Genomic DNA, 23,214 nt, shown 5'->3' on the forward strand with positions numbered 1-23,214 from the left:
ATCGAGCAGACCGAAGGGGCGAAGTTTTGGCTCAAGGTCTTCAACGACCTGAAGCTGCGCGGTTGCGAGGACATCCTGATCGCCGTCACCGACGGTCTGAAGGGCATGGCCGAGGCGCTGGAGGCAGTGTATCCGCGCACGACGCTGCAGACGTGCATCGTGCACCTGCTACGCAACAGCCTGAGCTACGCGGGCTACAGGGAGCGCAAGGCGCTGGCCGATGCCCTCAAGCCGATCTACCAGGCGGTGAGCGCCGAGGCAGCGCAGGCGGCGCTGGAGGCGTTTGCAGAAGGGGAATGGGGCCAGCGCTTCCCGACGGTGGCCGCGGCATGGCGACGGGCGTGGGAGCAGGTGATCCCATTCTTCGCGTTTCCGCCGGAGGTGCGCCGGGTGATCTACACCACCAATGCCATCGAAAGCCTCAACGCCCGCGTGCGCAAGATCATCAAGACGCGGGGGCACTTCCCGACGGACGAGGCGGCCACCAAGCTGATCTGGCTGGCGCTACGCAACATCACGGCGGAATGGAAGAAACCGATGATGCACTGGAAGCCGGCGATGAACCAGTTCGCCATCCTGTACGGCGAGCGCTTCATCCCGGCCGTGACAAAATGAGAACCGCCGATTGATCCCGGCCATGGCCGGGATCAATCGAAATTCGCCTCGAACACAAAATTACTGACACTCCCGACACTCCCCCCCACCATCGCGTCGGCCGAAAGCCCGACCGACGCAGGCATCCGCACACCGACCTGCAGTGCATCGCGCAGGGTTGCGAATGCTTTATGCAGCCCTGCGCATGCTTCACGCAGCCCTGCGAATGCTTCGCGCAGCCCTGCGAATGCTTCACGCAGCCCTGCGAATGCTTCACGCAGCCCTGCGATTGCTTCACGCAGCCCTGCGAATGCTTCACGCAGCCTTGCGAATGCTTCACGCAGCCCTGCGATTGCTTCAAACACAAAAATTCGGACAGGCTCCCCCCCTTGCCGACACCTTCGGATACCGCCGGGCCGATGCCATCCCCCGGGAATCGCACTAGAATCGATAGCGCCCACCAGAACAAGGAGAACGTCATGCAGCTGCTCACCCTCGTCGGCATGCTCATCACCATCGCCAGCGTCGTGTTTGCGATGGCCAACACCACCGAAGTGACGGTCACGATCATGAACGGCAGCTTCACCGGGCCGCTGGGTGTGGTGTTGCTGATGGCCCTGGCGGTGGGCGGGCTGGTGGTGGCACTGGTCTCCACGCCCGGCACCCTGCGCCGCCAGTGGCGCATCAAGCAGCTCGACAAGCGGGTGGCCGAGCTGGAAAAAACCTGCGCCAGCCAGAAGGACCGCATCGAGCGGCTCGAACGGGGCGAGCGCATTCCGGAACTCACCCCCACGCCGGCCTTCGACGTGAATGCCTCGCGGCTGATGTTCTGAAGCGCCCGGCCCGCCCCAAAAAACAAACCCGGCGCAAGGCCGGGTTTGTCTTGACTGCGGGACTGCGGCTTACAGCTTGCCGGCCACCCAGCCGACCACCGAATCCAGCGCGGCGGGCAGGGCCGCGGCGTCGGTGCCGCCGGCCTGGGCCATGTCCGGGCGGCCGCCGCCCTTGCCGCCCACCTGCTGGGCCACAAAGTTCACCAGCTCGCCGGCCTTGACCTTGGCGGTGAGATCGGCGGTGACGCCGGCGATCAGGCTCACCTTGCCGTCGTTCACGCTGGCCAGCACCACGGCGGCACGCTTGAGCTTGTCCTTCAGCTTGTCGAGGGTTTCGCGCAGGGTGGCCACGTCGGCGCCTTCCAGCGTCGCGGCGAGCACCTTGGCGCCACCCACGTCGGCGGCCTGATTGACCAGGTCGTCGCCCTGGCTGGCGGCGAGCTTGCTCTTGAGGCGGGCGAGTTCCTTCTCCAGCGCCTTCACGTTGTCCATCACCTGGGCCACGCGGGCCAGCACCTCTTGGGGCTGGGCCTTGAGGGCGCCGGTGACACCATCCAGCAGCTTCTGCTGATCCTGCACCAGGGCCACGGCCACGTCGCCGCACACCGCCTCGATCCGCCGCACGCCGGCCGCCACGCCGCCTTCGAGGGTGACCTTGAACAGGCCGATGTCGCCAGTGCGGGCCACGTGGGTGCCGCCGCAGAGTTCCTTCGACGAGCCGATGGTGAGCACGCGCACCTCGTCGCCGTACTTCTCGCCGAAGAGCATCGTCGCGCCGGTCTTCTGGGCGGATTCGATGTCCATCACGCTGGCGTCGGTGGCGGCGTTGGCGATGATCTCGTCGTTCACGATGCGCTCGATGCGGGCGATCTCGTCGGCCGTGACGGGCTGGGTGTGGGCGAAGTCGAAGCGGGTCTTGTCGGGGTCGACCTGCGAACCCTTCTGCTGCACATGCTCGCCCAGCACTTCGCGCAGGGCCTTGTGCATCAGGTGGGTGGCGGAGTGGTGGCGGGCGGTGCGGGCGCGGGCCTGCAGATCCACCTTGGCTGCGACGCCATTGCCCACGGTGAGCTTGCCGGTGGTGACCACGCCGTGGTGGCCGAACACGCTGGCCTGGATCTTCTGGGTGTCTTCGACGGCGAAGATGCCGTGCACCGAGCGCAGCTCGCCGCGGTCGCCCACCTGGCCGCCGGATTCGGCGTAGAACGGGGTGTCGTCCAGCACCACCACGCCCATCTCGCCTTCGGCGAGTTCATTGACGGGCACGCCATCTTTGTAGAGCGCCAGGATGTTGCCCTTGTGCTCCAGGGTGTCGTAGCCGTGGAAGGTGGTGGCCGGGCCGTCGTATTCGAGGTTGGCGGCCATCTTGAACTTGCCGGCGGCGCGGGCCTGCTCCTTCTGGCGGGCCATGGCGGCGTCGAAGGCGGCGGAGTCGACCGTCACGTTGCGCTCGCGGCACACGTCGGCGGTGAGGTCGAGCGGGAAGCCGAAGGTGTCGTGGAGCTTGAAGGCGGTCTCGCCGTTGAAGACGGAGTTGCCGGCGGCGGCCATCGCGGCCAGCTCCCCTTCGAGGATCGCCATGCCGTTTTCGATGGTGGCGAAGAAGCGGTCTTCCTCTTGCTTGAGGATGTCGGTGACGCGCTGCTGGCCGGCCTTCAGCTCTGGGTAGGCCTCGCCCATCTCGGCCACCAGATCCGGCACCATCTTGTGGAAGAAGGCGGCGCGGGCGCCCAGCTTGTAGCCGTGGCGGATGGCGCGGCGGATGATGCGGCGCAGCACGTAGCCGCGGCCTTCGTTGCCGGGGATCACGCCGTCGGCGATCAGGAAGGAGCAGGCGCGGATGTGGTCGGCCAGCACCTTGAGGGACGGGCTGTCCATGTCGGCGTCGGAGGTCTCGCGGGCGGCGGCCTTGATGAGCGCCTGGAACAGGTCGATCTCGTAGTTGGCGTGCACGCCCTGCAGCACCGCGGAGATGCGCTCGAGGCCCATGCCGGTATCCACCGACGGCTTGGGCAGCGGGTGCATCACGCCGGCCTCGTCGCGGTTGAACTGCATGAACACGTTGTTCCAGATCTCGATGAAGCGGTCGCCGTCCTCTTCGGGCGAGCCCGGGGGGCCGCCCCAGATGTGCTCGCCGTGGTCGTAGAAGATCTCGGTGCACGGGCCGCAGGGGCCGGTGTCGCCCATCATCCAGAAGTTGTCGGAGGCGTAGCGGGCGCCCTTGTTGTCGCCGATGCGGATGACCTTGTCGGCCGGGACGCCGATTTCACGGGTCCAGATGTCGAAGGCTTCGTCGTCCTCGGCATACACGGTGACGGTGAGCTTTTCCTTGGGCAGCTTGAAGACGACGGTGAGCAGCTCCCACGCGTAGTGGATGGCGTCGCGCTTGAAGTAGTCGCCGAAGCTGAAGTTGCCCAGCATCTCGAAGAAGGTGTGGTGGCGGGCGGTGTAGCCGACGTTTTCCAGGTCGTTGTGCTTGCCGCCGGCGCGGACGCACTTCTGGGACGTGGTGGCGCGGGTGTAGGGGCGCTTGTCGAAGCCGAGGAAGACATCCTTGAACTGGTTCATGCCCGCGTTGGTGAACAGCAGGGTCGGGTCCTCGTGGGGCACCAGCGAGCTGGAGGCCACGATCTGGTGGCCCTTGGAGGCAAAGAATTCGAGGAACTTCTGGCGGATTTCGGCGCTTTTCATCGGCGTGGGGTCTCCGGGTGGCGTCGCGGGCGACGGTCGGGGGAACGCAAGTTTCAAAGCCTGAAATTGTAGCATCCAACCCTGCCGGCCCCCGGTGGCTATAATCCGCCGTTCAATAACAGACAAACACCTTCAAGAAAGGGAGACAGCAATGGGCCACCGACTTTCCAAGATCTACACCCGCACCGGCGACGCCGGCACCACCGGCCTGGGCAACGGCAACCGGGTTTCCAAGAACAGCCTGCGCATCCACACCCTGGGCGAGGTGGACGAGGTGAACGCCGCCATCGGCATCCTGCTGTGCGAGGAGCTGCCCGACGACGTGCGCGCCCTGCTCACCAACGTGCAGCACGACCTGTTCGACCTGGGCGGCGAGGTGTGCATCCCGGGCATGGAGATGATTACCGCCAAGCAGGTGCAACACCTGGAGGACGAGCTGGACCGCTTCAACGACGACCTGGAGCCCCTGAAGGATTTCATCCTGCCCGGCGGCACCCGCGCCGCGGCGCTGGCCCACCAGGCGCGCACCATCTGCCGGCGCGCCGAGCGGATGATCGTGGCGCTGGGCCAGGAAGAGGCGGTGAATGACGCGCCGCGCCAGTACCTCAACCGCCTGTCGGATCTGCTCTTCGTGCTGGGCCGGGTGCTCAACCGCGCCGGCGGCCGCGGCGACGTGCTGTGGCAGAAGCGCAAGAACGCCTGAGCGCCGGCCAAAAGCGATACAAAAAAGGCTGCCACGCAGCCTTTTTTGTTACCAATCCACCTTTTCCACCGTGCCCAGCGAGCGCCCCAGGAAGCGCTCGCCGATGGTCTGGAAGCGCAGCGGGATGTCGGTGACGGTGTAGCGGTAGGTGGACAGGGATTCGCCGTCGTTGGCGATGCCCAGTTCGGCGAGCTTCCGGGCAGCCTGCTCGGCCACGGTGATGGCCGAATCGACGAGCCGCACGTTGGGGCCGACCACGTCCTGCAGCAGCGGCTTGATGAGCGGGTAGTGGGTGCAGCCCAGCACCAGGGTGTCGACGTTTTCCACCAGCACCGGCCGCAGGTATTCCTGGGCGGTGAGGCGGGTCACCTCGTGCTCCAGCCAGCCCTCCTCGACCAGCGGCACGAACAGCGGGCAGGCCTGGGAATACACCCGCACGTTGGGGTCGAGGGCGTACATCCGGCGGGCGTAGGCGTTGCTGTTGATGGTGGTGGGGGTGCCGATGACGCCGATGGCGCGGGAGGTGGATTCGGCCACCGCGGCCCGGGCGCCGGCGTCGATCACGTCCAGCACCGGAACGCTGCCGGCCTTCTCCTTGACCACATGGGCCGCCACCGCCGCCATGGTGTTGCAGGCGATGATGAGCATCTTCACGCCCTGGTCGAGGAGGTAGTCGGTGATCTGGCCGGTGAAGTGCTCGATGGTGGCCACCGACTTGACCCCGTAGGGCACCCGCGCGGTGTCGCCGAAGTAGACGATGTTCTCGAGGGGAAGGCGCTCCATCAGGGCGCGCACGACGGTGAGACCGCCCACCCCGGAGTCGAAGACCCCGATCGGCAGCTTGCCAGTATCAGACATGATCGGAAGGAAAAACAGGGAAGCCGGATTCTACGCCACTCGACGCAGCGGCGCGGGGCCTAGTAGCCGAGCCGGGCAACCAGCTCTTCTTCTTCTTCGGCGCTGAGGGCGAACTTGTAGGCGGATTTCTCGTCCGGCAAGTCGCGCCAGCGGCCGCCGATCTCCCTCAGGCGGCGCTCGATCTTGGCGCAGGAGAGATGCATCAGGATCGCCGGGGCGTTGACCCGCTCGCAGTTGCGCTCGGCACCGATCTGCTCGAACTCCAGGAGCTTCTCGTAGAAGGCCCGGTGCCGCGGGTTGATCTCGATGAGGATGTCGGTGCAGCCCTTGACCCGGTGGGCGTAGATGTAGAGCAGGTGGATCAGCGAGATGATGAGGCGCTTGGAGCGCGCCGACGGGTCGATGGCGAAGCGCCCGAACTCGCACAGCTTGGCGCCCTGGGCGCGCAGCCGGGCGGCTTCGGCGCCATAGGTGGCGTCGAGGGCGAGGCCGGCCGGGGAGTCGACGTTCACCGTCACGGTGGCATAGACGCGGCCGAAGAGTTCGGCGTTCATGGTGAGCTGGTTGGGCTCATCCGATACACCCACCTGACCGTAGCCGCGCCAGGCGTATCGCTTTTGAATCAGCAGATCCGTCTCCCGACGCCGCTCCCCGTCGCGCATCAGCATCTTGATGCGAAACTTGTCCTGCCGCTCGCTGGCAGCATTGACGGTCGGTCCATCCTCCGCGATGCACAGCGGATCAAACCGCCATGACTCCATGGCGGTGACTTCCGCCAGCGTCTGTGGCGCGCGCGCGTCTTCAGCGGGTTGGGGAGTGGGTTTTCGGAACATCGCCGCGTACTATACCGTGCCTGAGGCACCCGGAACACCGTGTCTTAGCAGCGCCCATGTGACATGCTCCCTCACCATCGCCGAACAGTCGTGCTCGCGCGTGCGCAGAGCCGCGACAACCGCCGGTGTGGAGGGCGCGTTGCCCAGCGCCACGGCTATGTTGCGCAGCCAGCGCTCGTGGCCGATGCGGTGGATCGGGCTGCCGGCTGTCCGCTCGGCGAACTGCGCCGTGTCCCATCCGAACAGCGCCACCAGCTCGGCGGAATCCAGGCCGTGACGGGGCGAGAAATCGGGCTCGGCGGTGGGCCGGGCGAAGCGGTTCCAGGGGCACGCCAGCTGGCAGTCGTCACAGCCGTAGATGCGGTTGCCGATCAGGCTCCGGAGCGCTTCGGGGATGCTGTCTTTGAGCTCGATGGTGAGATAGGAGATGCAGCGCCGGGCGTCCACCTGATAGGGCGCCACGATCGCCCCGGTCGGGCAGGCGGGGATGCAGGCCGAACAGCTGCCGCAGTGGGCGGGCACCGGCGCATCCACCGGCAGGGGCAGGTCGATGTAGATCTCCCCCAGGAAGAAGAACGACCCGGCCTCGCGGGACAGCAGCAGGCTGTGCTTGCCCCGCCAGCCCAGCCCGGCCTTGCCGGCCAGCGCCACCTCCATCACCGGCGCCGAATCCACGAACACCCGATGGGCGTTGGGCAGCTCGGCGCCGATCCGGTCGGCCAGCCGCTGCAGGCGGGCGCGCAGCACCTTGTGGTAATCCCGCCCGAGGGCGTAGCGGGAGATGTAGGCCCGGCCGGGATCGCCGAGCACCGCCTCGGCCGCCGCGGCGTCGGGCAGGTAGGACATGCGCGCGGAGATCACCCGGCAGGTGCCGGGCACCAGTTCGGCCGGCCGGGAGCGCTTCGTCCCGTGTTTCTCCATATAATCCATCTGCCCGTGAAACCCGGCGGCCAGCCAGGCCGTCAGCCCGCTTTCCGCCTCGGCCAGCCCGATGTCGGAAATCCCCACCGCGTCGAACCCAAGCTCCCGCCCCCACGCCTTGATGCGTGCGGCGAGACCTTTCAGATCCGCTTGCCCACCAGGAAGAATATCGTGCTCCACGCTCATCGCGAACATGATAGCGACCCGCCGCCCAGCCTGCACCTGCCAGATGAGGCGGCCACCCTCGCCGCCGGCGAACGCCTCGCCGGCGCCCTGCCTTCACGACTCACCATCTACCTGCGCGGCGACCTGGGCGCCGGCAAGACCACCCTCACCCGTGGCCTGCTGCGGGGCCTGGGATACGCCGGAAAGGTCAAAAGTCCAACTTACACCTTGGTCGAACCTTATAAAGATTCTAGAATAGCCGTATATCACTTTGATTTTTATCGATTCACCCATGCAGATGAGTTTCTCGAAGCCGGCCTTGACGAGTATTTCCAGGGCGACGGCGTCCGTCTCGTCGAATGGCCGGACCGCGCCCACCCCCATCTCGGCGCGGCCGATCTGGAAATCGAGCTGCGGCTCGCGGCGGACGGCGGGCGCGAGCTTGCCCTGCACGCACTGAGCACGGAGGGTCGAAGATGTCTCGAAAGTTTCGTCGCCTTGCCGGGCAAGCCGGCAGCGAACCCGCCGGCCGCCTGAGCCGCCGGCGCTTCATCGGCTCGACCGGCGCCGCCCTGCTGCTGCTGGTGAGCCGCAGCGGCCAGGCCGCCCAGGCCTCGGTGCTGGCGGTGCGGGTGTGGCCGGCCAAGGATTACACCCGGATCACCCTGGAGAGCCGCGAGCCGCTGGTGTTCACCCACCAGTCGGTGCGCAACCCCGAGCGCCTGGTGGTGGATCTGGAGGGCGTGGAGCTGAACGAGGTGCTCCAGTCGCTGCCCACCAAGATCACCGGGCAGGACCCGTACATCCAGCTGATCCGCGCCGGCCGCAACCGCCCGGGCGTCGTGCGGCTGGTCATCGAACTCAAGACCGAGGTCAGCCCGCAGGTGTTCACCCTGCGCCCGGTGGGTGACTACGGCCACCGGCTGGTGCTGGATCTTTACCCCACCGAGCCGGTCGATCCGCTGCTGGCCCTGCTCGAGAAGATCTCGCCGGAAGAAGCCGCCGCCGGCGGGGCCACGCCGCCCCAGCGCGGCACCGAGAAACCCGGCAAGCTGGCCGAGGCCCACCGCAAGCCCGAGCCGCCCCGCCGCGAGCCGCCGCCCGCCGAGGAGCCCCGCCGGGCCGAGGACGACGACAACGTCAGCCGCCTCATCACCGTGGCCATCGACCCCGGCCACGGCGGCGAAGACCCGGGCGCGGTGGGCGCCGCCGGCAGCTTCGAGAAGCACGTCACCCTGGCCGTGGCCCGGCGCCTCAAGGCGCGCATCGACGCCCAGCCCAACATGCGGGCGATGCTCACCCGCGACGCCGACTACTTCGTGCCGCTGCAGCAGCGGGTGGCCAAGGCGCGCCGGGTGCAGGCCGACCTCTTCGTGTCGATCCACGCCGACGCCTTCATCAGCCCCACGGCGCGGGGCAGCTCGGTGTTCGTGCTGTCCGAGAAGGGGGCGTCGAGCACCGCCGCGCGCCTGCTGGCCCAGAAGGAGAACGCCGCCGATCTGATCGGCGGGGTGAACCTCGGGGTGAAGGACAGCCACCTGGCGCGCACCCTCCTCGATCTGTCGCAGACCGCGGCGATCAACGACAGCCTGAAGGTGGGCAAGGCGGTGCTGGGCGAGCTGGGCAACATCAACCGCCTGCACAAGGGCGAGGTGGAGCAGGCGAGCTTTGCGGTGCTGAAGGCGCCGGACATTCCGTCCATCCTGGTCGAGACGGCCTTCATCTCGAACCCGGAAGAGGAGGCCCGCCTCAACGACGAGGCCTACCAGGACCGGATGGCGGAGGCCATCGTGCGCGGCCTGCGGCGTTACTTCGCGCGCAACCCGCCGATGGCCAAGTCCAAGCTGGCGCGGCTCGACTGAGCCGACGCCGTCCGCAGGGTCAGCGGATGCAGACCTTGCGGACCTGCTTGAGGTCGGTGAGGCCGGCCATCACCTTCTCGATGCCGTCCTGGCGCAGGGTGCGCATGCCCTCCTCCAGCGCCACCGACAGCAGTGTGGCCACCCGGGCCCGCTCCTGGATGAGTTCCTTGACCCGGTCGGAGCCGATCATCAGCTCGTGCAGGCCCAGCCGGCCGCGGTAACCGCCGGTGCAGGCGTCGCAGCCCACCGGCGCGTAGAGGGTAAAGCGGCCGTTCTTGTCGGCGTAGCGGCGGCGCCATTCGGCCAGCACCGCGTCCCGCGCCTTCACCGGGTCTTCCTTGAAGGCCGGGGTGTTGTGCAGATCCTCGCAGTATTCGTCGAGGAGATGGGCCACCTCGTTCTCGTCGGGGTGATAGGCCTTCTTGCACTTGCTGCACAGGCGCTTGGCCAGACGCTGGGCCAGCACGCCCAGCAGCGCGTCGGCGAAGTTGAACGGGTCCATGCCCATGTCGAGCAGACGCACGATGGATTCGGGCGCGCTGTTGGTGTGCAGGGTGCTGAACACCAGGTGGCCGGTGAGGGAGGCCTCCAGACCGATCGAGACGGTTTCCTTGTCGCGCATTTCGCCGACCATGATGACGTCCGGGTCGGCCCGCAGGAAGGAGCGCATCACGGTGGGGAAATCCAGCCCGGCCTTGCGGTTGACCTGCACCTGGCGCAGACCCTTCTGGGTGATTTCCACCGGGTCTTCGGCGGTCCAGATCTTGGTGTCCGGGGTGTTGATGGAGCCCAGGATGGAGTGCAGCGTGGTCGTCTTGCCCGAACCGGTGGGGCCGCACACGAAGAAGATGCCGTAGGGCTTGGCGATGGTCTGCTTGAGGCGCTCGTAGTTGTTCTCGAGCAGGCCGAGCTGGTCGAGGGGCAGCGGCTCGCTGTTGGCCAGCAGGCGCATCACCACGTCTTCCATGCCGCCGGTGGTGGGCACGGTGGCCACCCGCAGCTCGATGTCCAGCGGGCCGAAGCGGCGGAACTTGATCTTGCCGTCCTGGGGCTTGCGACGCTCGGAGATGTCGAGGTCGCACATGATCTTGATGCGGGTGACGATGGGGCTGCGGTAGCTGGACGGCACCTCGATGTAGGGCACCAGCGAGCCATCCTTGCGGAAGCGGATCTGGGTCTTCTCCTTGCCGGGGCGCGGCTCGATGTGGATGTCGGAGGCCCCCTGCCGGTGGGCATCGATGATGATCCGGTTGACCAACTTGACCAGCTCGTTGTCGGCGGCGGCAGAGACATCCTCGGCGGTCGAGATGCCGTCGCCGTCGTCGTCGTAGAGATCGGACAGCAGCTCGGTGACCGACGCGTCGTCGGCGCTCGTCCCGAAGAACTGCTCCACCGTCTTGAGGAACTCGACGTGGGTGGTGACCAGATAGACCGGGTGGGCCTTGGGGAAGACGTTCTGCACCACCCGCGAGGCGATGGCCTGTTCGGGGTCGGTGACGAGGATCAGCATGCCCTCCGGGTTTTCCTCGAGGGGCAGCCACTGGGCCTGCTGGATGTAGTCGCGCTTGAGGTTGCGCAAAAGGTCAAGGGGCTTGACCCTTTCCGGGCGGAAGGGCTCGTAGGGCACGCCGAAGAAGCGGGAGATCGCGCCGCCGATATCCGGCAGCTTGAGCTTGTAGTCGGCGATCAGCAGCTCTTCCAGGCGCACCCCGCGCTCACGGGCGGCTCTGGTGGCGGCCTCCAGCTCGGCGGAGGTGAGCCGGGCGTCGTTCACCAGCCCCTCGTACTTGGACTTGGGCTGGATGAGCGCGTGGCGCCGCTGGGCGAAGGCGATGGCGAGCGTCTGCCCGAGCCCCTGGATGCCCTCCTCGGCAATCGCCGAGAAGACCTCGCCGTTGCGGCTGTTGATGAGCTGGATGACGCCCAGCACTTCGCCGTCGTCGGGGTTGGCGATGGGCGCCACCAGCATCTGGTGGCAGCGATAGCCGGTGCGCTCGTCCACCTCGCGCCGGAACTCCATCCGCGCGGAGATCTTCTTCAGCTCTTGCTCGTCGTAGGCGTCGTGGATGTTGAGCATCTGCCCGGTGAGGGCCACGTAGCCCGCCACGCTGTTCTCGGCAATCGGCAGGCGGATCGTGCGGATGCTGTGCAGGCCGGTCTTGACCCGCGACGAGATGGTCGTCCGGCTCTCGTCGACGACGTAGATCGTCAGCCGGTCGGCGGCGAACAGGGCGCAGATCTCGGTGGACAGCTCGAAGATGATCTCGTCGATGTTCTCGGTTGCATGCACGCGGTTGGTCACCGCCTGCAGCCCCTTGAAGAAGGCCAGCCGGCTGGCGACGTCCCCCGCGATACCGCGCGAGGCGGTGCTGCTGCTCATGGATTTCGTCATATCTGGAAACGCGAACAGATCAGGGTTGGAACCCCCTGCGAAGATGCCGATACTACGGCGCGCAGGGGCTTCGACTTTAGCCTGGGGCGGCTAGAGGACGAGCTCGAGTCCGTTGTAGAGCGCCTGCGGCGAGAATCGCCCGCGATAGTTGGCGATCTCGTCGATGGTGGTCTGGGCGCGGCTCGGCTTGAGGTGGGTGATCCACACCTCGGGCGAAACCTTGATCCTGTCGAGGAACAGCGCCAGCAGGCTCGGGCAGAGGTGCCGCGAAGCCAGCGCCAGATCGTGCAGGGCGTCGGGGAAGGCGGTTTCCACCAGCAGGTAGCGCAGATCCGGGATGTCGTTGATCGCCGCGATGAGCGGCTCGGAATACGTGGTGTCGCCCGAGAACACCAGGCTACCGGTTTCGCACGACACCTGATACGCCACCGCCGGCACCGTATGCAGGGCCGGAAGCGCCGTCATCCGGCGGCCGCCCCCAAGGTGGGCGCTCTCGCCGGTGTGCATCTCCTGAAAGCGCAGGAAGGGGTTGCCCCGGTCGGGGATCGAGGAGAAATCGGGCCAGATCAGCCAGTTGAAGATGTGCGAACGCAGGATGCGGAGCGTTTCGGGCGAGCCATGCACCACGATCGGCATCGAGCGGGCCTCGCCGACGGTATCGACCAGCAGCGGGATCATCGCGATGTGATCCAGATGCGCGTGGGTCACGAAGACGTGATCGATGCGCACCAGCTGATCGAACTCCAGATCGCCCACCCCGGTGCCGGCGTCGATGAGCACGTCGTCATCCACGAGCAGGGCTGTCGTACGCTGCCCCCGCCCGCCGATACCGCCGCTGCAACCCAGAACCCGCACCTTCATCTTATTCTCGTGGTACTCCGCAAGTGCGGCTGTTGGTGTGCCCGACGTGACGGACGCGTGTTGAATGCCAGCGCATCAGAATACGATTCGGCCGCAACATCGGTCGCCAGAAAAATCACGCTCTCCCTGCACAAGTCTTACTGCGTAGAGACCTGCGAGAAAAACTCCATCTTTACGCCGGCGATCTCGATGATGTCGTGGTCGTTCAGGCGGTGGGCCTGGGCGTCCAGCGAGCGGCCATTGACCACCGGGAAAACCGTGCCCTCCACGTGGGTGATGAAGTAGCCGTGGGGGCGACGGGTGATGACCGCCACCTGCAGTCCCGGCTTGCCCAGCGTGGTGAGCGATTTGGACAACTCCAGGGTACGCCCGGCATGGGCGCCGCTGAGGATCTGGATCATGCCCAGGGCAGCCACCGGCGGCGGCGAGGAGGGACCGGTCGACGTCACGATGGCGGCGGCCTCGGCGCCGGACACCCCCGCGTCGGTCTCGACCGACGCCTGCGCGAAGGACATCGCCTCGTCCTGCTCGGAAGGTGCAACGGCACCGTCGGACAGATACTTGAGCCGGTACTTGCCCAGCTCGATCACGTCATTGTTCTTCAGCACATGCTTCTTCACCGGCTGACCATTCACGTAGGTGCCGTTGGTGCTGTTCATGTCCTCGAGGAAGGCATCGTTGAGGATGGTGACGATCGCCGCGTGGTCGCCACTGATCGCCAGATTGTCGATCTGGATATCGTTATGCGGCTTGCGCCCGATGGTGGTGCGCTCCTTCTCGAGCACCATCTCCTTCAGCACCAGACCATCCATGCTCAATATCAACCTGGGCATCACTTTTCCTATCTCAATCCAGCTTAATCCAGCTCGGCGCCAAGCCACCCCGACTCGCAGGACGACACAATGACAGCCGATATATTATCCATCCCGCCCCGATCGTTTGCCAGATCAACCAGATGGGCCGCGGCGAGCTGGGGATTACCACCCAGCGCACCGAGCACGTGGGCAATATCGGCATCGGGAAGCATCTCTGTAAGCCCATCCGAGCAAAGAAGATAGACATCCCCTGGCAGAAGCGTGGAAATTGTCACATCGGGAACAACATTTGCCGCAACGCCCACCGCCCGGGTCAGCAAACCCTTCAATGCAATCGGGGCATTCGACTCGGATTCAATCATGCCCGCGTCCCACTGCTCCCGCAACACGCTGTGATCCCGAGTGAGGCAGGTGAGCACGTCGCCGCGCAGCCGGTACAGCCGGGAATCTCCCACGTTGCAGGCGATCAAGATCCCGTCCGGGCGGAAACAGCCCGCGACGAGCGTGGTCCCCATCCCGCGCAGAGCCGGGTCCCCGGACGAGGCGGAGAACACCGCGCGGTTGGCGTCGGCCACCGCCACCAGCAGATCCCGCTCCACCACCGGCACATCGCCGCAGGCCACGATCCGCTCGACCCACGCCTCGACCGCCAGCCGGGCCGCAACACTGCCCCCTGCGTGACCGCCCATGCCGTCGGCCAGGGCCACGATTCCCCGCGCCTCGTCGCAGAAGACGTAGTCCTCGTTGCGGACACGAACCTGCCCCACGTGGGACTCCTGGGCCATGCGCCAGTGAAAGGTCGGATCGTTCATGGCTGCGACGTCGGCAGGCAGGCGCAGGACGCCGAGCGGTTGTCAGGAAATCGGCCCATGGCGTCGATTACGTGATCTGGATAGAGGGGGGCGCGGGGATTTTATCGCCCCGGAGGCGGCGCGCGAGAGCGCCGCACAAAATAAAAACCGCGCCCGGGCGGTGAAGCCTCGGGCGCGGTTGTCGACGGGCACAGGCCGGGTTACAGCATGGCCTTCAGCAGCTTGCCCATCTCGGACGGGTTGCGCGTCACCTTGAAGCCGCACTCTTCCATGATGGCGAGCTTGGCATCGGCGGTGTCGGCGCCGCCGGAGATCAGTGCGCCCGCATGGCCCATGCGCTTGCCCGCGGGGGCCGTCACACCGGCAATGAAGCCGACGATCGGCTTCTTCATGTTGGCCTTGCACCACATGGCGGCTTCGGCTTCGTCCGGACCGCCGATTTCGCCGATCATGATGACGGCGTCGGTGTCGGGGTCGTCGTTGAACATGCGCATCACGTCGATGTGCTTCAGACCGTTGATCGGGTCACCACCGATACCGACGGCGGAAGACTGGCCCAGACCGATTTCGGTCAGCTGGGCAACGGCTTCGTAGGTCAGGGTGCCGGAGCGGGAAACCACGCCAATGCGACCCTTGCGGTGGATGTGACCCGGCATGATGCCGATCTTGATTTCATCGGGGGTGATGAGACCCGGGCAGTTGGGGCCCAGCAGCAGGGTCTTCTTGCCGCCGGCGGCTTCCTTGGCCTTCATCTTGTTGCGCACTTCCAGCATGTCCCGGACGGGGATGCCTTCGGTGATGCAGATGGCCAGGTCGAGGTCGGCCTCAACGGCTTCCCAGATCGCGGCAGCGGCGCCAGCGGGCGGCACGTAGATCACGGAGACGGTGGCACCGGTTTCGGCAGCGGCTTCCTTGACGGAACCGAAGATGGGCACGTCGAGGATCTTCTCGCCAGCCTTCTTCGGGTTCACGCCGGCGACGAAGCAGTTCTTGCCGTTCGCGTACTCGATGCACTTCTCGGTATGGAACTGACCGGTCTTGCCGGTGATGCCCTGGGTGATGACCTTGGTGTCTTTGTTGATCAGAATGGACATTCGGAATCTCCTTACTTGACCGCGTCGACGATCTTCTGGGCCGCTTCGGCCATGGTGTCGGCAGCGATGATCGGGAGACCCGAATCACGCAGGATCTGCTTGCCGATGTCTTCGTTGGTGCCCTTCATGCGGACGACCAGCGGAACCGACAGATGCACCTCGCGGGCAGCGGTGACCACGCCGGTGGCGATGGTGTCGCAGCGCATGATGCCGCCGAAGATGTTGACGAGAATGCCCTTCACCTTGGGGTTCTTGAGCATGATCTTGAAGGCTTCGGTGACCTTCTCGGTGGTGGCGCCGCCGCCCACGTCGAGGAAGTTGGCCGGCTCGGCACCGAACAGCTTGATGGTGTCCATGGTGGCCATCGCCAGACCGGCACCGTTCACCAGACAGCCGATGTTGCCGTCCAGGGAGATGTAAGCCAGGTCGAACTTGGAGGCTTCGATTTCGTCCGGATCTTCTTCGTCCAGGTCGCGCATGGCGACGATCTCGCCTTGACGGAACAGGGCGTTGGAGTCGAAGTTGAACTTGGCGTCGAGGGCCTTGACGGTGCCGTCGCCTTCGTGGATCAGCGGGTTGATTTCCGCCAGCGAAGCATCGGTTTCCATGTAGCAGGTGTACAGCTTCTTGAGCGTGTCGACACACTGCGGGATGGAGGCCTCGTTCATGCCCATGCCCTTGGCCAGGGTGAGCGCCTGCTCGTCGGTCAGGCCGACCAGCGGGTTGATGAAGACCTTGACGATCTTTTCCGGGGTCTTGTGAGCAACTTCCTCGATGTCCATACCGCCTTCGTACGAGGCCATCATGGCCACGGACTGGGTGGCACGGTCGGTCAGCGCGGCGACGTAGTACTCGTGCTTGATGTCGGCACCTTCCTCGATCAGCAGGTTACGCACCTTCTGGCCTTCGGGGCCGGTCTGGTGGGTGATGAGCTGCATGCCAAGGATCTGGCTGGCGTACTGACGCACTTCGTCAAGAGACTTGGCGACTTTCACGCCACCGCCCTTGCCGCGTCCGCCGGCGTGGATCTGGGCCTTGACGACCCAAACCTTGCCACCCAGGGTTTCCGCTGCCTTGACCGCGTCGTCGACGGTCGTGCAGTGGATACCGCGCGGAACCGTGACGCCGAACTTCTTCAGGATTTGCTTGCCCTGATATTCATGAATTTTCATGGTTGCCCTTCGATCGAAGTCTTGGCCTGAAAAGGCCGCTTACGCTTGGTTGATGGGACTCTTCGGGGCAGTGATCCGCCCCGCGACATCTGCGCCGTTCTCCCTCGTCCAACGCAGACACCGCTTTTCCCCTGCGTGCGTCGGGCCTGCTGGCCCGGCCGCCCGTAAGGCGATCCAGCCCCGGGTGCAGGCGACGCTCGTCACAGGCACTCCGGATTACGGATCAAACAATTATATACGAAACCGACGACGAGACCGATTTCACGCTGCGGTGCAACTGCGGTTTTCCCGAACGCTAGCCCGCATCGCCGCCGCGATACCAGCGGGGGTAGTAGCGCATGACCGTCGGGGTGGTGGTTTCGAGGGCGTGGCAGCGGTCGAGCTGGAAGGGTTTCTCCACCTCCTCGTCGTTGTCGCGGCGGAAGGTGGCGAAGGTCTGGATCGCCGCGGTGGGCAGCGACAGCAGCAGTTCGGTGAGGTGGGAACAGCCGCGCACGTCGGCGAACATCTCGCCCACCGTCCGCCGGAAGCCGCGCACCAGATTGAGGCCGACAAGCTGGCGGTAGGCCGGCGCGATCGTGCCGCAGGCGTCGGGATAGGGCACCCAGTCGGAACAGGCCTCCACATCGACGATCGAGAACTGGGGGTCGATGGTCACCCGGATGAACAGGTCGTGAACCGGGTCGCCCCGCTTGCGCAGGCCGGACGACAGCGGGTAGTCGATATCCTTCAGGTCGGTCAGACGGGCGTCCAGGTCGAACAGGCCGTCGTCGCGCACGAAGCCCTGAATGTCGATGCGGCGGTTATGGGCCCGGGTACGCGGCGATTTGGGCGGAGGCAGGGGCATGGCAATAAAAAAACGAAAAAGGCTAAAAAACTCGTAAAAATTGCCGTTCGGGGTACCACTCGTCACATTTGAGCCCCCCGAGAGGCCGACAAGGGCCCGCTACGGCCGACAAACTTCTTTAGAATACTGTAGCTTTGGCGAAGGTGTCCGCCCTCCGCACCACAGCCCAACCCACCCGGCCTCTGCTTCCCGGACCACGATCAACGTCTTGATGAACAGCACGCGCAAGTCACTATCCCTGCTCGTTGCAACAACGCTGCTTCCCCTGGGTACGCCGACTGCCGGTGCGGTGGGCCTTGGCGAACTGGTCACCCGGTCTGCACTGGGAGAGCCCTTGCGCGCCGAAGTCCGGCTGGTTGGCGTGGCCGGTGAAGAGCTGGACGGCAGCTGCTTCAAGCGCGTCCAGGGCGCCGGCAACGACGACATCCCCTGGATCCACGACGCCCGGGTGCGACTGGCCGGTGATCGCCTGATCGTCACCACCCGCGATCCGATGAACCACCCCATCGCCATGCTGGGCCTGGCGGTCGCGTGCGGTGGCGACGTGCGCCGCGATTACCCGATCATGCTCCAGCCGCCGGTGATCCGAGTGGGTGCCGGCACCTCGCCCAACCTGCCGGTGGCGGCGTCTGCCGACTCCATCGAGCTGCGCCCCGAGGCGCGCCCGCGGGAAACCGTCCGCCCGCCCCGCCCGGTGCGTCCGCAGCCGGCTGCGGGCACCGAAACCCCGGGCCCGGCCAATGCCGCCGCGCCCACCCCGCAGCCCGCCAAGGCCCCCAGGCGCCAGGCCGCCCCCGCCCGTCGCGGCGAGCCGCCCCGTCATGACCGGCTGATCCTGGGCAGCGGCCTCGAAGCCGGCCTCGTGCCCCTGCGCATGAGCCTCGCCCTGGCCAACCCGCCCTCCGAAGACGAATCCGACGGCGCCCGCCAGCAGCTGCGCCAGGAGCAGCGCACGCTCACCGAGATCGACGACCGGATCGCGGCCCAGCTCGAGGTCAACGAGAAGATCAAGCGCCTGGAGGAATACCAGGCGATGCTCAAGGAAAAGGTGGCCCAACTCGACGGCGCCCCGTCGTCCGCCCCCCGCCCGGCCGCGCCGCCGCCGGCCCCTGCGCCAGCCCCCGTCCAGCCTGCCGCCCCGGCCGGCTTCGTGCCGCGGATGACCGAGCAGCTCCAGCAGTGGGGCCCCACCGCCGGCGGCCTGGTGGCCGTGCTAGCCGGCGTCGGCACGCTGGCCTGGCTGCGTCGGCGTCGCAAGGACGAGCCCTTCGCGGAAGACACCGGCGAGCCCACCACCCAGCCGGATTTCCGCATCAGCGCCCCGCCCTCCACCGCCGGCCAGCAGGCCGAGAAGAAGAGCGCGCCGCTGCCGCCCGAGCGGGACGACCCACGCCTGCACGTGGCCCAGGATTCCGAGCCCCCGCCGCTGGTCGAGCACGGTGGCGAATGGGCCGAGCCCACCTTCGCCCCGGCCCACCCGATCCCCTTCGACGAAACCGTCGACGAGCAGGATTCCGCCCTCGAGCTGGCCGAGATCATGATGTCCTTCGGCCGCACCCAGGGCGCCGCCGAAACCCTCGCCGACTACATCCGCAACAACCCGCGGCAGGCCGTCAAGCCGTGGCTGAAGCTCCTCGAGGTGTACCACGTGGCCGGCATGCGCGCCGAGTTCGAGGTGCTCACCCGCCAGCTCAACAAGACCTTCAACGTCAAGATGGTGAGCTGGAACGACTTCAAGGACGCCCGCGCCACCCCCGACACCGTCGAGCAGATGGCCCACATCTGCCAGCGCCTGCAAGACCTGTGGGGCACCCAGGAGGCGCAGATCTACATCCACCAGATCCTCCGCGACAACCGCAACGGCACCCGCCAGGGTTTTCCGCTCTCGGTGGTCGAGGAGCTGCTGCTGCTGCTCGCCATCCTCGACGACGAGCTGGGCACCTACAAGCCGCCCTCCGAACCCACGCTGGAGCCGATGGAGGCCGCAGCGCCGCCGCCGGCCACCCTCTCCGCCTTCGACGCCTGACCGGGCCCGGCGCTCACACCGGGTTGTCCACCTCCACGAACGCAGCCTCGATCCCGAAGGTCGCGGCCAGATGCGCCCCCAGCGCCTTCACGCCGTAGCGCTCGCTGGCGTGGTGGCCGATGCCCAGATACGCCACCCCGGATTCCCTCGCCAGATGCGTGGTTGGCTCCGACGCCTCGCCCGACACGAAGCAATCCACCCCCTGGGCGATCGCCTGCTCGAAGTAGCCCTGGGCGCCGCCGGTGCACCAGGCGATCCGCGCGATCCGCCGGGCCGGATCGCCCAGCACCAGCGGCTCGCGCCCCAGCCGGGCCGCCGCGCCGCGGGCCAGCCCGTCGAGGGTCTCGCCCTCCGCCAGCCGTCCTGTCCAGCCGATGTCCTGCTCGCCGAAGCGCCCCTCCGGCAGCCAGCCCATCAGCCGGGCCAGTTGGGCGTTGTTGCCCAGCTCCGGGTGGGCGTCCAGGGGCAGGTGATAGGCGAACAGGTTGATGTCGTTGGCGATCAGCGTGCCCAGCCGACGCCGGCGCAGGCCGGTGATGCAGCCATCCTCCCCGCGCCAGAAATACCCATGATGCACCAGCACCGCGTCGGCGCCCCGGGCCACCGCCGCGTCAAGCAGGGCCTGGCTCGCGGTCACCCCGCAGACGATCCGCGAGACCTCGGCCCGACCTTCCACCTGCAGGCCGTTTGGGCAATAATCCTTGAAGCGCGCGACATCCAGCAGGGTGTCCAGGTAGCGCTGCAGTTCGGCACGTTCCATGGCCGTCTTCCTTTTTCCAAGCGTTCAGCAATCTGACAGCGCCCGCGGGCGCCGGTGGCCGATTTTACGATGCATCGCCTGTGGATGATCTTCGCCCAAGCCGTCACCCTCTCGGTGGCGGTGCTGTTTGTCGTCGGCACCCTCAAACCGGAGTGGATCGGCGACCGCCCCGCCCTGCCCGCCGTCACCATCCAGGAAGCCATCTCTCCCGCCACGGCGCCTGCCGGGCGGGCGGCCAGCTCCTACGCCGACGCCGCCCAGCGGGCCCTGCCGGCGGTGGTGCACATCTTCACCAGCAAGGACGTCAAGCCCCAGCGCCACCCCTTCGCCAACGACCCCCTGTTCCGCCACTTCTTCGGCGACCGCCTGGACAACCGCCCCCAGCAGCGCGCCTCCGGCCTCGGTTCCGGGGTGATCGTTTCGCCCGAGGGCTACGTGCTCACCAACAACCACGTGATCGAAGCCGCCGACGAGATCGAGGTGGCCCTCAACGACGGCCGCAAGCTGCCCGCCCGCATCGTCGGCCGCGACCCCGAATCCGACCTCGCGGTGCTGCAGGTGAAGGCCGACATCAAGCTGCACGCCATCACCTTCGGCCACCCCGAGCAGCTGCGCGTGGGCGACGTGGTGCTCGCCATCGGCAACCCCTTCGGCGTGGGCCAGACGGTGACGATGGGCATCGTCTCGGCGCTGGGCCGCTCGCACCTGGGCATCAACACCTTCGAAGATTTCATCCAGACCGACGCCGCCATCAACCCCGGCAACTCCGGCGGCGCGCTGGTGGATGCCGCCGGCAACCTGGTGGGCATCAACTCGGCGATCTACTCGCGCACCGGCGGCTCGCTGGGCATCGGCTTTGCCATTCCGGTGTCGCTGGCGCGCAACGTGATGGAGCAGATCATCCAGACCGGCGCCGTCACCCGCGGCTGGATCGGGGTGGAGGTGCAGGCCATCACCGCCGAACTGGCCGAATCCTTCGGGCTGCCCTCGCCGGAGGGCACCCTGATCTCCGGCGTGATGCGCGGCAGCCCCGCCGACCGGGCCGGGGTGCGCCCGGGGGATGTGCTGCTGTCCGTCGACGGCCGCAAGGTGAACGACCCCCAGAACATGCTGGAGGCCATCGCCGCCCTCGCCCCGGGCCGTCAGGCCGGCTTCGAGCTGCGCCGCGGCAAGGAGAAGCTGGAGATCCGCGTCGAGGTGGGCCGCCGCCCGGCCCTGTCGCGCGGCGACTGACCCCCTCCCGCTGCACGGCAGGCGGCCATCCATGACCGTCCGCCCCTCATGCGTGACCGATTTTCGGTCACCCGTGATTCGCCCGCACTCACCGATGTGCAATCGCAACCCATGCATGAGCAACGGAGACTCACGCATGGGCGATCGAGACCCATGAATGAGCGATGGAGACTCATCGATGAGCAGCCGGCACCCATGCGTGACCGATTTCCGCTCATCGATGGGTCGCCGCAGCCCATGGATGAGTGGCGCCGACCCACGCATGACCGCCGGCAACCCATCGCTGGCCCGCCGCCCCTCGGGCGTGGCCAGGCCCGGCGGCCGCGGCTACACGCTGCCCACCCCCGCCAGCCGCAGACCAAAGCCGATGAACAGCCCGCCCACGCCACCGGTAGCCCCCGCCGACAGGCGTCGCCGCCGCCGGAAAGCCTCGGCCAGCCGGGTGCCGCCGAAGATCAGCGCCGACAGATACAGCGCGCTGAAGCCCTGCACGATCGCCCCCAGGATCAGGAAGGAGAGCGCCGGGTGGGCGGAGCCCGGCGAGACGAACTGGATGAAGAAGGACACGAAGAACAGGATCGCCTTGGGGTTCATCAGGCTGATGAGCAGCGCCACCCGGAAGGGGTGCGCGGCGTCCCGCGGCGGCGCCACCGCCGGCTCACCCGTCTCGCCCCGCCACTGCCGGGCCGCCGCCCGCAGCAGGCCGATGCCCAGCCACACCAGATACGCCGCTCCGGCATAGCGGAGCCCCATGAACAGCGCCGGCGTGGCCCGGAGCAGCGAAGCCACGCCGGTGGCCGACAGTATCATCAGGATCAGGTCGCCCAGGAAGATCCCGCAGGCGCCCCGATACCCCGCCGCCACGCCCCAGCGGGACGCCACGGTCATCACGTAAAGCGAATTGGGGCCAGGCAGGAGCACGATGAAGAGGGTGCCCAGCACGAAGGCGGTCAGGTCGGTGATGCCGTAGAACATGGGCGGGCCCGCAGCGCAAAACCCCGATTATCGCAGCGCCCGCGCCGGCCGATCAGCCGCCGCTCACCAGCGCATCGGGGATCTCGAAACGGTCGCCGTTGCCCAGGGTGACCACCGACGTATCGCCGCTGCGCGTCGCCTCGAAGGGCGCCGGCCCGTCGCACGACACCGCCTGCCCGCCGACAAAGGCCACGTGACGCACGGCGCCGTCGGGCAGGACGACCCGCACCGTGCCGGCGCCCGCCTCCCGACGCATCGCGCCGGCCTCGCAGCGGGCGGCCGGGCCGCCGGCCGGCAGACAGCGGATCGACGCGGTGGCGTGATAGGGCGTGCCCGCCACCGGGGCATCGCCCGCCGCCGCCTTGCCCGGGTGGGCGCCCGCCTGCACGCTCAGGGTGTAGCGCGCCAGCTCGTTGCGGCGGGCCGCGCTGCGCATCAGGTACACCCGCACGAGGTAGTCGCCGCTCACCGGCGCAACGGTGTCGAAGCGCTCACCGGCGATGCTGCCGATGAACATCGCCCCCGCATCGGCGCCCGGGGCCTGCAGGTTGAAATAGGCGGCGGGCTTGCCGGTCCTGAGTTCCAGCCGCACCGTCTGACCGGCCTCCAGCGGCAGCCGGTAATCCGCCAGCCGGTAGCCCTTGAGGGTGCCCGAGACGCGCTTCGCCCCGCCCGCGGCCACCGTCAGCGGCACGGCGGACGGCGGCGCGGCCGTCGCCGGGCCGGCCAGCGCGATCAGGGCGGCGCACAGCAGCGGGCGCACCGCC

At 67.2% G+C, this 23,214-nt stretch carries 22 protein-coding genes; 7 read left to right on the forward strand and 15 right to left on the reverse strand.

The features are described 5' to 3' along the window. A partial coding sequence (locus ACE3N6_RS11650) for an IS256 family transposase (protein ID WP_374245932.1) occupies positions 1 to 615 on the forward strand: 615 nt, incomplete at its 5' end. Positions 616 to 647: 32 nt separating this feature from the next. Here the strand turns inward: ACE3N6_RS11650 and ACE3N6_RS11655 are convergent. Further along, a complete protein-coding gene (locus ACE3N6_RS11655) occupies positions 648 to 959 on the reverse strand; it encodes a hypothetical protein (RefSeq protein WP_374245933.1) in 312 nt (103 codons plus the stop codon). Positions 960 to 1,073: 114 nt separating this feature from the next. Between ACE3N6_RS11655 and ACE3N6_RS11660 the strand changes: the two genes are divergently transcribed. After that, a complete protein-coding gene (locus tag ACE3N6_RS11660; protein ID WP_374245934.1) occupies positions 1,074 to 1,427 on the forward strand; it encodes a lipopolysaccharide assembly LapA domain-containing protein in 354 nt (117 codons plus the stop codon). Positions 1,428 to 1,496: 69 nt separating this feature from the next. On the opposite strand, the gene alaS is transcribed toward ACE3N6_RS11660, so the two are convergent. Then, a complete protein-coding gene (alaS, locus tag ACE3N6_RS11665) occupies positions 1,497 to 4,118 on the reverse strand; it encodes an alanine--tRNA ligase (RefSeq protein WP_374245935.1) in 2,622 nt (873 codons plus the stop codon). Positions 4,119 to 4,269: 151 nt separating this feature from the next. Here alaS and ACE3N6_RS11670 point away from each other — a divergent pair, with 151 nt between their 5' ends. After that, the gene (locus ACE3N6_RS11670) at positions 4,270 to 4,821 is read left to right on the forward strand and encodes a cob(I)yrinic acid a,c-diamide adenosyltransferase (RefSeq protein ID WP_374245937.1); all 552 of its coding nucleotides are present in this window, start codon (positions 4,270 to 4,272) and stop codon (positions 4,819 to 4,821) included. A 48-nt stretch (positions 4,822 to 4,869) separates the two neighbouring features. On the opposite strand, the gene murI is transcribed toward ACE3N6_RS11670, so the two are convergent. The 3 genes from murI to queG all read right to left on the reverse strand — a co-directional run bounded on the left by murI (position 4,870) and on the right by queG (position 7,619). Further along, a complete protein-coding gene (gene murI / locus ACE3N6_RS11675; protein WP_374245938.1) occupies positions 4,870 to 5,679 on the reverse strand; it encodes a glutamate racemase in 810 nt (269 codons plus the stop codon). A gap of 59 nt (positions 5,680 to 5,738) precedes the next feature. Further along, the gene (locus ACE3N6_RS11680; protein ID WP_374245940.1) at positions 5,739 to 6,440 is read right to left on the reverse strand and encodes a hypothetical protein; all 702 of its coding nucleotides are present in this window, start codon (positions 6,438 to 6,440) and stop codon (positions 5,739 to 5,741) included. 81 nt (positions 6,441 to 6,521) lie between these two features. Then, positions 6,522 to 7,619 carry a tRNA epoxyqueuosine(34) reductase QueG gene (gene queG / locus ACE3N6_RS11685; protein ID WP_374245966.1) on the reverse strand — a complete coding sequence of 366 codons (1,098 nt, stop codon included), beginning with the start codon at positions 7,617 to 7,619 and terminating at the stop codon, positions 6,522 to 6,524. On the opposite strand from queG, the gene tsaE reads away from it, so the two are divergent. Further along, the gene (gene tsaE / locus ACE3N6_RS11690) at positions 7,602 to 8,135 is read left to right on the forward strand and encodes a tRNA (adenosine(37)-N6)-threonylcarbamoyltransferase complex ATPase subunit type 1 TsaE (protein WP_374245967.1); all 534 of its coding nucleotides are present in this window, start codon (positions 7,602 to 7,604) and stop codon (positions 8,133 to 8,135) included. The two genes, queG and tsaE, sit on opposite strands and share 18 nt — an antisense overlap. Then, the gene (locus tag ACE3N6_RS11695) at positions 8,075 to 9,460 is read left to right on the forward strand and encodes an N-acetylmuramoyl-L-alanine amidase (RefSeq protein ID WP_374245941.1); all 1,386 of its coding nucleotides are present in this window, start codon (positions 8,075 to 8,077) and stop codon (positions 9,458 to 9,460) included. The genes tsaE and ACE3N6_RS11695 overlap by 61 nt, the downstream gene beginning before the upstream one ends. Before the next feature lie 19 nt (positions 9,461 to 9,479). Here ACE3N6_RS11695 and ACE3N6_RS11700 read toward each other — a convergent pair whose 3' ends face one another. The 7 genes from ACE3N6_RS11700 to ACE3N6_RS11730 form a co-directional block, all read right to left on the reverse strand. After that, a complete protein-coding gene (locus tag ACE3N6_RS11700; protein ID WP_374245942.1) occupies positions 9,480 to 11,840 on the reverse strand; it encodes a GspE/PulE family protein in 2,361 nt (786 codons plus the stop codon). 102 nt (positions 11,841 to 11,942) lie between these two features. Further along, positions 11,943 to 12,713 carry a 3',5'-cyclic-nucleotide phosphodiesterase gene (locus ACE3N6_RS11705; RefSeq protein ID WP_374245943.1) on the reverse strand — a complete coding sequence of 257 codons (771 nt, stop codon included), beginning with the start codon at positions 12,711 to 12,713 and terminating at the stop codon, positions 11,943 to 11,945. A 137-nt stretch (positions 12,714 to 12,850) separates the two neighbouring features. Then, positions 12,851 to 13,546: an FHA domain-containing protein gene (locus tag ACE3N6_RS11710; RefSeq protein WP_374245944.1), complete on the reverse strand. Its 696-nt coding sequence runs from the start codon at positions 13,544 to 13,546 to the stop codon at positions 12,851 to 12,853. A 23-nt stretch (positions 13,547 to 13,569) separates the two neighbouring features. Continuing rightward, entirely contained in the window at positions 13,570 to 14,340 is a 771-nt protein-coding gene (locus ACE3N6_RS11715; protein ID WP_374245945.1) for a PP2C family serine/threonine-protein phosphatase, read from the reverse strand. Positions 14,341 to 14,540: 200 nt separating this feature from the next. After that, positions 14,541 to 15,434: a succinate--CoA ligase subunit alpha gene (gene sucD / locus ACE3N6_RS11720; protein WP_374245946.1), complete on the reverse strand. Its 894-nt coding sequence runs from the start codon at positions 15,432 to 15,434 to the stop codon at positions 14,541 to 14,543. Positions 15,435 to 15,445: 11 nt separating this feature from the next. After that, positions 15,446 to 16,606, reverse strand: a complete 1,161-nt coding sequence (gene sucC, locus ACE3N6_RS11725; protein ID WP_374245947.1) for an ADP-forming succinate--CoA ligase subunit beta — start codon at positions 16,604 to 16,606, stop codon at positions 15,446 to 15,448. Between the two features lie 295 nt (positions 16,607 to 16,901). Beyond that, entirely contained in the window at positions 16,902 to 17,453 is a 552-nt protein-coding gene (locus ACE3N6_RS11730; RefSeq protein WP_374245948.1) for a DUF2889 domain-containing protein, read from the reverse strand. Between the two features lie 211 nt (positions 17,454 to 17,664). Between ACE3N6_RS11730 and ACE3N6_RS11735 the strand changes: the two genes are divergently transcribed. Continuing rightward, complete coding sequence (locus ACE3N6_RS11735; protein ID WP_374245949.1) at positions 17,665 to 19,479, forward strand: FimV family protein; 1,815 nt, start codon at positions 17,665 to 17,667, stop codon at positions 19,477 to 19,479. A 13-nt stretch (positions 19,480 to 19,492) separates the two neighbouring features. On the opposite strand, the gene ACE3N6_RS11740 is transcribed toward ACE3N6_RS11735, so the two are convergent. Next, a complete protein-coding gene (locus ACE3N6_RS11740) occupies positions 19,493 to 20,239 on the reverse strand; it encodes a Nif3-like dinuclear metal center hexameric protein (RefSeq protein WP_374245950.1) in 747 nt (248 codons plus the stop codon). Positions 20,240 to 20,308: 69 nt separating this feature from the next. On the opposite strand from ACE3N6_RS11740, the gene ACE3N6_RS11745 reads away from it, so the two are divergent. After that, the gene (locus tag ACE3N6_RS11745) at positions 20,309 to 21,472 is read left to right on the forward strand and encodes a Do family serine endopeptidase (RefSeq protein WP_374245951.1); all 1,164 of its coding nucleotides are present in this window, start codon (positions 20,309 to 20,311) and stop codon (positions 21,470 to 21,472) included. Between the two features lie 327 nt (positions 21,473 to 21,799). On the opposite strand, the gene leuE is transcribed toward ACE3N6_RS11745, so the two are convergent. Together leuE and ACE3N6_RS11755 are read right to left on the reverse strand one after the other, a co-directional pair. Continuing rightward, positions 21,800 to 22,447: a leucine efflux protein LeuE gene (gene leuE / locus ACE3N6_RS11750; RefSeq protein WP_374245952.1), complete on the reverse strand. Its 648-nt coding sequence runs from the start codon at positions 22,445 to 22,447 to the stop codon at positions 21,800 to 21,802. 52 nt (positions 22,448 to 22,499) lie between these two features. After that, positions 22,500 to 23,210 carry a hypothetical protein gene (locus ACE3N6_RS11755; RefSeq protein ID WP_374245953.1) on the reverse strand — a complete coding sequence of 237 codons (711 nt, stop codon included), beginning with the start codon at positions 23,208 to 23,210 and terminating at the stop codon, positions 22,500 to 22,502. Between the last annotated feature and the right edge of the window lie 4 nt (positions 23,211 to 23,214).

This window comes from Zoogloea sp. (assembly GCF_041904905.1).
Lineage (GTDB): Bacteria > Pseudomonadota > Gammaproteobacteria > Burkholderiales > Rhodocyclaceae > Zoogloea.